Genomic DNA, 12,445 nt, shown 5'->3' with positions numbered 1-12,445 from the left:
AACGGGCTTTTCGTTTTATCGTATTAAAAAGTTAACTGTTAATGGCCGTTAATTTATGGCATATAGCCAAGTGAATTATAATAATTAAGGATTTGTGCGGTTTTCAGCACAGAATAAGTGGACATGATTAAACTGCAATTTAATAAAAACTTTAAACAAAGTTACACATCGAAGCGTATTGCCTTAGCGGTATCATTGTCGACAATATTTTTATTACCTACTTTATTGTCAAATCAGGCCATTGCTGAAACTACAGATTCTATTGCTACATCAACAGATGGAACAGCAACAAAGCAAACGTCGGTTACATTAACGCCGGCCGTAAATGCTGAAAACCTTGATGATATTTATCGAGAGCATGCCACCAATACTCGTTGGGAAAATGTAACGATAACCCCAAGCTTCTATGATTCACCTTATCAAGTATCATTATTTTCAGCTGAAAATGGTGAAAACCAAGCCAGACTTTGGTCGCAAACTAAAGCGGTTTTTGGTTATGGTTTTGGTGTTATAGGTATGATCGCGTTATTACCTGAAGATATCTCTAATTGGGATTCTGAAGAAAGCCTTTTTAGTAAATGGTCTGATAACGTACAAGATGGTCCCGTTTGGGATCGTGATACAGGAATGCTCAACCTCATTGGTCATCCTTATTTTGGTGGCGCGTATTATCAGGTAGCGCGTAAATCAGGTTATAGACAATGGGATTCATTTGTTTATTCTGCCTTAATGTCTACTTTCTATTGGGAATACGGTATTGAATCTTTTGCTGAAATACCTTCAGTGCAAGATTTAGTGATCACTCCTGTACTAGGTTGGGCTTATGGTGAATGGGCATTTAATACTGAAATGTCGTTAAGAGAGAGTGGCGGAGAAATTTGGGGATCCAGCATGCTGGGTAATACCGCATTATTTTTCCTCGATCCTGTTGATTACATGAGTGCGGGAATTAATAATATTTTTGGTAAACAAATTATTATTGCCGGTACTGGTTACGTTGGTGTTAAAGAAATACCGTATGGTGATGAAGGGCAAACAGATAATCAAGTTAGTTTAAACGTATCATTTCAATTAGGTGACGGTAACACCCTATCTTCTGCTAGTGCAACTAAAAGTGCTTATCGTAAATCCGATCCTGTTGACACGGGTATTATCGGTTTAAGTTATGGCGCAGGTACTACTCAACTTGATAGTTTATGGGGAGTAGAAGGGGGAATTACCAAAGAATATAGCTTAGGTTTATATTTCTCACCTCAATTTTCTAGCAGAGTAAGTTATTCTAAAGGTTTGTTTTTAAACGAAGCAAATAACAAAGAAGAAACTTATGAAACTTTCAGCTTAGACAGCCAATACTATTTTAATAGTGAGGGCGATTTTAGACCTTACTTAACTGCTGGTTTTGGTGATGTGCTTTGGAAAAAAGAAGATGAGAGCGCTAAATTTCAAGTCAATGCAGGAGCTGGTTTACATTATAAAATAACTAATAACTTTGCCCTACAATTAGATGGCCGTTCGTATTACAGTCCTAATGTTGAGGCGTCTGATAATAACGCAACATTACGCTTAATCTACTTTTTAGGAAAAGGTCAAAGAAATTAATTTCACGACTCGATCTACACTATAATAAAATCCGCCTATATTCTTTATAAGCAGCTAAATATCCTAGAAATAGCGTTATACAGGAACGCTATTTCTCCCTTACTATTTACTTTATCTATACTCAATCTATAGCCATCAAGATAACCAGCGAGGTAGTCTTTAGCAGATTATTAATTATTTCTGCTAATACTAAGGCACTAACTTACCAATAATAGCTACAGGTTGTTTAAATTGTAATCAAATATGAATGTTGTTTTAACTTATTGGCGATATATAGTTATTTATCATAGGCTGAAAGTATACCAAATATTTGTTAGTAACTTTCTCATGACCGCAGCACTACAATGCGGAATTAAATGCGGAATTAAATATTTTTAACTTATTAAATTAACTGGTTTATAAATAGCCTTTGGAGTGGTGATGAATATTAAGTTATACATCCTTATCATTTGTTTGCCCTTATTTAGCGCCTGTCAAAATTACCAGACTCTAGTGTTAGCAAAAACTCCTCATAACCAAAACTTATACTTAGATAATCAGTTTTATAGCGCAGACGTTATCGCTATAGAAAATGAGCAGGAAATCTTTGCATTAAATGATGAAATGCGTCATATGGTTAGTACTAAATTAATTAGAAGTTTACCAGCCGAAGAAAAGTCACTTATTTTACTTGAACACCTATTTAATGAGGAAAATATCGCATTAACTTACGATGGAAACGCTAACTTAACCGCTTCCCAGGCTTATCAGAAAAAAAGAGCGAATTGTATGTCACTAACACTTATGGCTTACGCACTTGCCAAAGCGGCTGGTATGAAGGTTAAGTTTAGGGAAGTTGATGTACCAGAATACTGGATACAAAATGGTCAATATAATTATATTGCTGGACATGTAAACCTGTTAATAGAAGATGATAATACACCTAAAAGTAGAACCAAAAACAAAACTATGTATCGAGAGGCTGCAACTCAAATAGACTTTGATCCTTTTATTGCCAAAAAGCAATTTCCTGAGCATACCATTAATAAAAGCCGACTTTTAGCCATGTTTTATAATAATAAAGGAGCAGAAGCATTAGTAAATAATAGTACCTCTAGAGCTTATAAGTATTTTAAAGAAGCGACTATCGCAGATGTTACCTTTTCATCTGCGTGGGGAAATTTGGCTATTTTATATAAATTGTCAGGACATTTAGACACTGCGGAATACGCGTATATTAAGGCAATTAATTTACAACATAACAATCTTAATGCATTAAGTAATTTAGCTTTATTACTTAATGAACAAAGCCGATTTGAAGAGGCACAGCCAATCGAAGAATATATTTATAAATTGCGAGTAGTAAATCCTTATTACCACGCATCATTGGGGGCAAAAGCATTATTAGAGAAATCATATAAAAAAGCTGTTCTGTACTACAAAAAAGCACTTGAAATTGATGGAGAACAGCACGAATTCTACTTTGGTTTAGCAAAAGCATACTATCGACAAGGCGAATTAACTTTAGCTAAACATGCTATGAAAAAAGCGGTTGGGGTTACCCAGGTGAAAAAAACAAAAAAACAATATATAGCTAAACTAAATCTTATTAATACCTATTAGTTATAGTTAATGTTAACTAACAGGTATTTAAATTACTTACAGTGAATATTTATCACTTTAGTTAAGCGGTCAATAGCTTCGCTTAGTTGCTCGGCATTGGCATTGGTAAAGTTTAAACGTAATGCTGGTTTAACGTTTTCACGTTGTTGATAAAACACTGAGCTAGGTACAACCGCAACGCCGTGTTCAAGTGCTGTTTGTGCTAATGCGTCTACATCGCAATCTGGTAAAGACAACCAAATAAACATTCCACCATTTACCGGGTTTAACGTACAAGCGGCCGGAAGCTTTAAAGCAATATTATCAAGTAGTGCTTGATACCTTTCACTGTATAAACCACGTAACACTTCAAGATGTTGCTCAAAACCATCATGTTGTAATAAGTCTAATAACACTGCTTGCATTGGTATACTAGAATGCAGATCTGCTGCTTGTTTTACTTTATTTAATGGCGCAACCCAATCACTTCTACCTGTTACTAAACCAAGTCTTATACCTGGTGTGGCAATTTTAGAAAATGAGCGTAATACCAAAGAATTATCAGGGCAAAAACTTGATACTAAAGGTAAGAACTCGCCTTTAAATCTTAATTCGCGATAAGGAACATCTTCAATAAAAGCAACATTGTATTGTTGACATAGTTGCGCAACTTTTTGACGAACCTGTAAAGACCAACAAACACCTGTTGGGTTATGAAAGTCAGGAACGGCATAAAATAGGGTAATATCTTTTGTTGCAAAACACGCTTCTAATTGTTCTAAATCAGGGCCATCGGCACGTTGTGAAATACTTTCAATGTTGGCTTGAACAAGACCAAATACCTGAATAGCACCTAAATAACTTGGCGCCTCCATAACAATATTATCACCCGGATTAATAAATGAGCGAGCGATCAGATCTAAACCTTGTTGCGAGCCCGTACAAATAATACTGTCGTGTGATGCTGGTAACTGATAATACGTTCTAAAATGTTCAAGCAGTGGCGTATAACCCGCAGTATTTCCATATTGAAATAACTGGGTTCTATTAGGTAAATCAGTTAACGACTTAGCCATTAATGGTAACGGAAACGTTGCCGCATCAGGTAAACCTCCAGCTAAGGAGATAACTCCTGGCGCACTGGCGGCATCTAATATCTCACGGATATAAGAGGGTTGAATTTCTTGTAAAGATTTAGCTAATTTCATGATAATACGTCACTCATTTTTTGATGCTGCAAGACTACGTTAACTTGTAATGTCTTTCTTGTCCGTTTATGCTGTTGTAACTGTCCATTTATGCTTTTTAAGGTGTTTTATGCCTGATATTCATACTAGCCAACAAATTTCACGAATTAATGATGTGCTCTATTATATTCATCAAGATATTAGTAAAGAGTTATTAGCTAAAGAGCTAGCTGGTATTGCTGCCTATTCAGAGCAACATTTTCATCGATTATTTAAGTCGGTTGTTGGTGAGGCAGTGCATCATTATATTCGACGTGCTCGCATGGAATTTGCGGCAAATCAATTAATGTTTGATACCCAATCTTCAGTGTTAGACATTGCCGCTAAATCGGGTTTTTCATCAGTATCGTCATTTAGTCGCGCTTTTAAATCTATGTTTGATAGATCTCCAGGCCAATGGCGAATTAGTGAGCGTCAGCACAAAAATAAACCTTTTTTAGATGACAAAGAAATTGCTGCTTGTTACGAACGTTTGCATAATATGCCGGTACCTAAATGCAACATAATAAAATTACCCAAACGTCATGTCGCGTATGTAAGGCATCAAGGTTACGGACGCTCAATCGCTAATGCATGGCAAACGTTAACTACTTGGGCTATTTTACAAGGACGCGATTATTCACAACAATTTGGTGTGCATCATTCAAACCCTGCTTGGGTAGATTTGAAACAATGTCGTTATGTGGCATGTATTGCTATTGATTCACCTATTTTATGCCGTGGTGTGGTGAACAGTATGACTATACCAGGAGGATTACATGCAGTGTTTAAACTACAAGGTAAATATGGTGAATTATTACCGCAATTGAATAATATTTTAGAGCATTGGTTACCTAAATCAGGCTATAAAATGTTATCAACACCAGCCTATGTTCATTACAGAAAAAATCAGTTTTTAGCTGAAAATGAGCAATTTGAATTAGAATTTTGTTTACCTATAACCTTGTTTAATTAGGTTATTTTAGTTTAAGAGTTAATTAGTAGTTTCACTTTATAAATTAACTCTCAAAAAGTAAATGATACACTTAACTCCCTTGAATAATGCAGCGTTAGTACCAAGATCTTAGCTTACAGACTTACTTAACTATACCTCCCCAGAACATTTAGTTATTTTAATGACACCAACCTAAGGCCTTGCCATGATTGTATTACTTCCTATTGTTATTGGTTTGAGTATCATTATTTATTTAATGAGTAAGCCATATTTACTTGAGCATAAACGCAACAACATTAAAAAGTTACCGTTTAAAAAGGAATGGCGAAAAATAATTCAAAAGCGTATGCCTTATTTTAAACAGATGCCAACAGATCTTCAGTTACAATTAAAGCAACATATTCAAGTATTTATTGCTGAAAAAGAGTTTGTTGGTTGTAATGGTGTTGAGATAACCGATGAGATTAAGATTACCATTGCTGCGCAAGCCTGTTTATTGCTGTTGAATCGAAAAACCAATTATTACCCTAAATTAAAAACTATTTTAATTTATCCTGGTGCTTTTACTAAAGTACAAAACCAACAAGCTGTTGATGGTACTCAACAAACTAAAAGAATTAATTTATCTGGAGAGTCATGGGATTTTGGTAAAGTGGTCTTATCATGGCAAGATAGCGTTCATGGTGCTGAGTTACCGCATGATGGACACAATGTGGTTATTCATGAGTTTGCGCATCAACTCGATCAAGAAAATGGCCGAGCAAATGGCGCTCCAACTTTAGGTAAAGAACAAAACTATCAATCTTGGTCTGATACCTTTTCAAAGCAATTTAAATTACTGCAAAGACAAGCGGCTGCCAATATACCATCACTGTTTGATTATTATGGAGCAACTAATCCGGCAGAATTTTTTGCGGTGGTAAGTGAAGTCTTTTTTGAAAAGTCAGAGCAGTTTGCCAAAGAGCATCCTGAGCTTTACCAACAATTAACAGGCTATTATAAAGTTGATCCTATTCATTGGTAATAAGGTTTAAGTTAGAGTAAAAGTTAAAACCGCTGTAAATAACTATCTAAAGAGTAATAACGTTTTAAATGATGTATAACCGAAAGAAAAACCCAAAACCGCAGGTAATATCTTATGATCGAGTAAAGTCTTATATGATTTGGCTCATAGAGAGATATGGCGACTATTCAGCGAAAGCTTTACTGCAAAAAGCCAATGTATTATTTAAAGATGATACTCAATTTAATGAACCGGCATTAAGCTATTTAATTGAGCACGGCATAGTTGATGATAGCCGTTATGCGCAACGTCTAACGCAAAGCTTGTCTGAAAAAAATATTGGTGTAAATAAAATTAAAGAAAAGCTATTCACTAAAGGTTTCTCTTCGCAAGTAATTAATGAATGTATAGCTACGATTGAAACCACTGATGATGATTATTTTGATAAAGCCTTAATACTCAAAATACGGAAATTTGGTGAAGCGCCAATAGAAGATATCAAACTGAAACAAAAAGCTTTACGACATCTTATATCTAAAGGCTTTTCTTATGCTATCGCTAATAAAGTTGTCGGCTATTCAACCGAAGATTATTGATTTAGCTATTTTAAGTAAAGCTTAGGTTATTATACCCATTACCATTCAAAGTGCTCGATTTCAGTGGGAATAACCATTCCTTCATCACAGTGCCTTGAATTGAAATCGCTCAAGCGCTCTGAAACATGCATATTGAATGGTAACGGGTATATATTAATTAACAGGGTAACTGTTTATTTATACAGATTAAAAAGTATGGTATTTTAAATAACTACAAACTGTAAATAACAACATGAATTTTTGATGAAGCCATATTACTTATTACAAAACAGTAAATTATCACAAAGCAGCAAAACACTTACACAAGATCACAGTTAATATGTCGACTATTTTACATCGCAATTTTTGGGGAAAATGGTTTGGTAAAGCTAAAAGCATCACTATATCTGCAACGGGCATCAGCTTGGTGGATATTGATAACAATGCGAAACAGTACTCTATCAATCAGTTAACTGACTTTCCAACGATTGAAGCTGCAGCGTTGAGCAAAAGCCTTGTTATTCGCAGCCGCACCGACACCGCACTAACAACGTCAGAACCCACATTGAACGGCTCTCATAAAAGTAAAACATCTAAAATATGGGGTATTAACAAACATAGCGTTAACTTATTCGATAATGAGGCGAAAAAACCACTATATGCGGCTATTAGTAAAAATATAGAGCAACATGCCGATGCTTTTCATAAAGAGGCTATTTCTCAATATTTACGTGACTCTTCTGTTATTTCATTGCAGCAATCTATTACGCCTTTTCTGGAAAATTACCGTAAATCGAAAACGGTTTGGCAAGGTATTTTAACTAAACAACAGTTATCTAAAATTGATGTAATTTCAAGAATGCCTGCCATTACTGATGTTAAAAGCTATCGACAATCCTATGAAAAAAAAGTTTTGCAAAAATATAGTGACTTTTTTGATGACATAGAATCAAATCCACTGACACAAGAGCAACGCCTCGCCGTAATTAGAAATAATGACAAAAACCTTATTTTAGCAGCAGCCGGTACAGGTAAAACCTCAGTGATGGTTGCTAAAGCGTTGCATTTAATTATTCATAACAAAGTACCAGCACACAAGGTGCTAATTCTTGCCTACAATAATGCCGCCGCGAATGAACTTAAAGAGCGTATTGAAAAAAGAAAATCGGCATTGGGTTTACGTTATGACTCACCGCAAGTACTGACTTTTCATGCACTTGGTTTACAAATACTTAATGCAGTAAATGACAATACTCGCGTATCTGAATTAGCGCTTGATTCAAGTAAATTAACACAATGGCTTGCTGATTGGCTGGTTACTTATTTAACTGAGCAAGGTGAAAACACAATAAAAATGCAATTTTTTATCTTGTTAGCACATCAAGTTATTGCATCTTTTTCGTTAAATAAACATAGTAATTATAAAGCGAAAATATCTGAAATAGAGCAATTAGTACAAAAGGATGGTCTTGCTATCAACTTTGTTGGCCAAGTACTTATCATCCTAAGAACGTCAGGGCTTTTAACGGAAATGAGTAAAAGCTATGTTAAATATTTACAAGCGATACTTATTGAAAAGATTAACAAAACAGAAATTGAAAGCAGACTAACAGATAGAATAAAAGAGAGTAGCAAGGGCGAATATTTAAGTAAAATTAACATTAGCGAGCTAGCTGAATTTCTCAATGTTATGGCACAAGATTATGTTATGGAGTTAAAAAAGCAAGATACAATTGATTTCGACGACATGGTTCATAACGCTTGTTCGCACGTTAAAAGTGGAAGTTTTATACCGTTATGGAGCGATATTCTAGTTGATGAATTTCAAGATATTTCATCGGCGCGTATGCACTTGTTAAATGAAATAATTAATCAAGGGCCAAATCCTAAACTCACCGTTGTAGGTGATGACTGGCAATCAATCTATCGTTTTTCTGGAGGGCAACTTTTATTAATTACCCAATTTGAAAAATATTTAGGTAGCCATAGTTTAACAACACTGCAAAAAACCTTTAGATATAACAACAGTATAGCTGACACTGCAGGGCAATTTATTATGAAAAACCCTGAACAATATACTAAAAATATAGATAGCCATCATAAGGTTGCACAATCACAGGTGTTTTTAACTGGCAGTGATTTTGACAATATAGGTATGCGCGTTTGGCAAATTGTTAAACGCATTATTGCTCATGACCCAACGGCTAATATTGCCATTTTAGCACGTTACCGTTATCTACTTGCTAATGCAAAAACAGTACTAGATCCTATGGTTAATAATGGTACTAAACAGCAAAATAAACATAACATTCACTACTGGACATTCCACAGTGCTAAAGGCTTAGAAGCAGATTTCTGTATCATTGTTGGTCTTTTTCATGGCAGTACAGGATTTCCGAGTATTAATAAAGACGATCATATATTAGAGGCATTATTGCCAAGCCGCGATGGTTTTAAACATTCAGAAGAACGACGATTATTTTATGTTGCGTTAACTAGAGCTAAGCATAAAGCCTACCTAATTGCAGATCCTAACAAGCCTTCAGCCTTTGTTGAAGAATTATTAGCGCCGAGTTACGGTTTACAGCTAATGTCGAACGAGTTTGATGAATTAAGAAATAAACTTTATTTATCAATCACCTAAATTAAGCAGTCATGATAAAAGAAGAGGAATAAATTGTGATTTCTAAAAAAGTAAGAGAATTATTTGTATCGCTTATGGAAGCGAGTGATAGCGCGGCTGTTTATTATGATGTTGAAACAGAGCAATACACAGGTTACTTTAACGCCGCTGTCGTTGATAAATATATTGATTTAGGCGCGTTAGAATTAGTTGAGAAGCAGGGCGATGAAGTCACAATTTTACTGAATAATCGAGATGATTTTTTAAGCTCCTTTGCGGCAGGTATTCGCGAAGCTGCGAATGGTAATGATCAATCCTACGCCGATTATAATGCTAATCCGTTTGCTTTTTCAGTTGGCTTTGAACATTTTCATCAATTAGCGAAAAAGAAACGTCCGAATCCTGATTATATCTGTCACGGCATTGAGAGCCCAAAAACGGGGTTAGTTCATCAGCAATAGTTTTGTACATAAGTTATAGAGTTATGCCACTATAAGCGTCGATAATGTTTTGTATACGGTTAATATCATGATCGTTATTTTCTTGCTTACCATGTTGTAAACCCTGTTGAATACGTGAGTAATGATTAAGTGTTTTTTGCCGATATTTTTGTGCTATTTCAGTTTGCTGCGTGGACGTTGAAAGCCATAACTTATCACCCACAGGGTTAATTCTAGTGGGATTTTTTATTAACTGAGATGCAGAAGAAACGTACAGTATTTCATAAAAACGCTGGTTGTCTTCAATAAGTACTTCATCGTTTAAACTAAAATTAAGTTCGATTAATTTCTCACGCAATGGGTACTGGTGATGTACCGGACAAAGTAAGTAATCAAGATTTAACTGATTGTATTTATTGCTATATTTTCTATTTAATTGTTCAATAAATTTAATCATTAAATCGCCACCAACACCGGCAATAATTACTAAGTGCTTACCCTCATAATCATGCAACGGAAGCTGTGCAACATCAATACAATGTGTTTGCCAATAAGGATTTATATTTTGGGTATGATCAAAATTATCGCTTTTCAATGTATCGTAAAAACGATGCAGTTTATCGTTAATATTGTCCATAAGTGCAGGCACAATATCAACAAAGTGAACTTTACTATGACTAATAAAATCACTTTTTGAACTTGATGAAGCATTAAGTTTTACTTGATGGGATAATAAAGAAAAGCCAAGTAAACCATGATCACAACAACAATCCCAGATGTGCTGATAACTGTTGATTTCTGCTCTAAAGCTAGCATGTACTAATTGTTCAATTTGTTGTAATCGTTTACTTAATTTCAAAATGTTCTCATATTAGTAGATACTTAAAAGCTAAATAAGCAGGGCACTTAACACCTAATCATAAGTATTTTTAGTGATTATCAGATGATTTAATAGAGTAAAATTCTAATCAACTTTACGTCTTTTACCACTCTCTGCACGTTTTTTGTTTTCACTTTGTACATAAACGGTATCTGTGGTTGCCATACTTGCATGACCAAGATCTTCAGAAATATCTTTAAGAGGGCGCCCACGTTCAATTTCCATACTTGCGCCAGTGTGTCTAAGCCAATGGGCAGACGCTTCTTTAAGTTTTAATGCTTTATTTGGACCTTCAGAAATTCGCATATTTTCATAAGCTTGATCGAACACACTTTGAACAATTCTACGTAAATGTCTTGATGTCATGCCACCTTGACCACGCACTTTTTCAACCAGTACTGAATTTTCATTACTTGAAGGTAAACCTAATAAACCGCGAGATGCACGATAACGCTCTAAAAATGGTAAAAAGTCGATTGGTACGGTAATATCACGTAACTTACGGCTTTTTCCGAACACTTTAAGCCACCAGTTTTCATCATCATCTTGCCAAAAATGTCCCATGGTCGGTGACCAAGTTTCACGTTCTGATAGCTCAGATATTCTTAAAAATAAGGTTTTAAGGGCGGCAATAACGAATAAATTACGCTCAAACATCGGGTTTTCATCTGCCATTTCAACAGCGGTATCTAAAACATATTGCCATTGATTAGCGGTTAAACGTTTAATTTCTTTAACCTGTGAATCAATAATAAAATGGCGACAATCTTTTTTAGCAATTTGTGCGGGGTTACCAATACAAATATCTTCAGCCATTAAGTGATTATAAAAAGCGATAATGGCGGTAAACATTGATGTGAGTGTTTGTTGAGATGGTCGATATTTTTTCTTATCAATAACAAAATCAGCTTTTACACTTTTAGGTGCTTGGATCTTAAATGGAAACCAATGTTCATTAGCTGCAGAATAACCGTTGCTAACTTTAAAACGTTCCTGATTAGATGTGCCAATCCAAGTAACTGGTGGTTGCCAACAAAAGTCAGCGTATTCAAGAAAGTCAGATTTACGTAACTGATCAATAGGTTTTTGTTTAACGATGAATGACCATAACAGAAACCGTTCAACGTCATTTCTAAAACGTTCATAAGTATGAGCCGACTTATTTCTACCAATGTAATCAAGAAATAATTTTCCCCAATTAAATTGTTCACGCCACCAAGGCTCGTTAGCTGAAAATATTTTTTCTAACTCTGGATAATCTTCAAAGTCGAATTCACAAAGATCTATATAAGTTGGATATAAAGGAACAGGTTTAGTTAACGGCATTGAGTAAATTATCCATGTATTATCTAATTGATATGGTAAATACAAAATCATTGCTAATAATTAACAACGATAAATAAACTTTACCTAATTATCATAAGTTTAAGTGACGACATTTAAAGCTATAAACATAAGGATTTATTTTACGTCTTAATTTTAAAATAACAGTATGATTAGGCGAACAAACACAGTTTAAATCATCACACTCACTATGTCCAATACTGAAGAGTATCGGACATA

At 34.9% G+C, this 12,445-nt stretch carries 10 protein-coding genes; 7 read left to right on the top strand and 3 right to left on the bottom strand.

Features of this window, described 5'->3' with window-relative positions; genetic code table 11:
* Positions 1-123: 123 nt before the first annotated feature.
* Positions 124-1,599 (top strand): DUF3943 domain-containing protein, encoded by a 1,476-nt coding sequence (locus tag KO502_RS16810; protein WP_216023732.1) that lies wholly within the window; start codon positions 124-126, stop codon positions 1,597-1,599.
* 420 nt (positions 1,600-2,019) lie between these two features.
* The gene (locus KO502_RS16805) at positions 2,020-3,201 is read left to right on the top strand and encodes a tetratricopeptide repeat protein (RefSeq protein WP_216023731.1); all 1,182 of its coding nucleotides are present in this window, start codon (positions 2,020-2,022) and stop codon (positions 3,199-3,201) included.
* A gap of 32 nt (positions 3,202-3,233) precedes the next feature.
* Here the strand turns inward: KO502_RS16805 and KO502_RS16800 are convergent, their stop codons facing one another.
* Positions 3,234-4,388, bottom strand: coding sequence for a PLP-dependent aminotransferase family protein (locus tag KO502_RS16800; protein WP_216023730.1), 1,155 nt, complete (start codon positions 4,386-4,388; stop codon positions 3,234-3,236).
* Between the two features lie 109 nt (positions 4,389-4,497).
* On the opposite strand from KO502_RS16800, the gene KO502_RS16795 reads away from it, so the two are divergent.
* The 5 genes from KO502_RS16795 (at position 4,498) to KO502_RS16775 (ending at position 10,023) form a co-directional block, all read left to right on the top strand.
* A complete protein-coding gene (locus tag KO502_RS16795) occupies positions 4,498-5,382 on the top strand; it encodes a GyrI-like domain-containing protein (RefSeq protein WP_216023729.1) in 885 nt (294 codons plus the stop codon).
* 184 nt (positions 5,383-5,566) lie between these two features.
* Entirely contained in the window at positions 5,567-6,385 is an 819-nt protein-coding gene (locus KO502_RS16790; RefSeq protein WP_216023728.1) for a M90 family metallopeptidase, read from the top strand.
* Positions 6,386-6,519: 134 nt separating this feature from the next.
* Positions 6,520-6,960, top strand: coding sequence for a regulatory protein RecX (locus KO502_RS16785; RefSeq protein WP_252730827.1), 441 nt, complete (start codon positions 6,520-6,522; stop codon positions 6,958-6,960).
* Positions 6,961-7,279: 319 nt separating this feature from the next.
* Positions 7,280-9,583, top strand: a complete 2,304-nt coding sequence (locus tag KO502_RS16780; RefSeq protein WP_216023727.1) for a UvrD-helicase domain-containing protein — start codon at positions 7,280-7,282, stop codon at positions 9,581-9,583.
* Positions 9,584-9,618: 35 nt separating this feature from the next.
* Entirely contained in the window at positions 9,619-10,023 is a 405-nt protein-coding gene (locus tag KO502_RS16775) for a hypothetical protein (RefSeq protein WP_216023726.1), read from the top strand.
* Between the two features lie 13 nt (positions 10,024-10,036).
* Here the strand turns inward: KO502_RS16775 and KO502_RS16770 are convergent, their stop codons facing one another.
* Positions 10,037-10,861, bottom strand: coding sequence for a tRNA (adenine(22)-N(1))-methyltransferase TrmK (locus tag KO502_RS16770; RefSeq protein WP_252730826.1), 825 nt, complete (start codon positions 10,859-10,861; stop codon positions 10,037-10,039).
* Between the two features lie 105 nt (positions 10,862-10,966).
* Positions 10,967-12,208, bottom strand: a complete 1,242-nt coding sequence (locus KO502_RS16765) for a tyrosine-type recombinase/integrase (protein WP_216023725.1) — start codon at positions 12,206-12,208, stop codon at positions 10,967-10,969.
* Positions 12,209-12,445: the final 237 nt, after the last annotated feature.

The organism is Colwellia sp. E2M01, from assembly GCF_018860585.1.
Classification (GTDB): Bacteria; Pseudomonadota; Gammaproteobacteria; order Enterobacterales; family Alteromonadaceae; genus Colwellia.
This window is presented reverse-complemented; position numbering and strand designations above follow the sequence as displayed.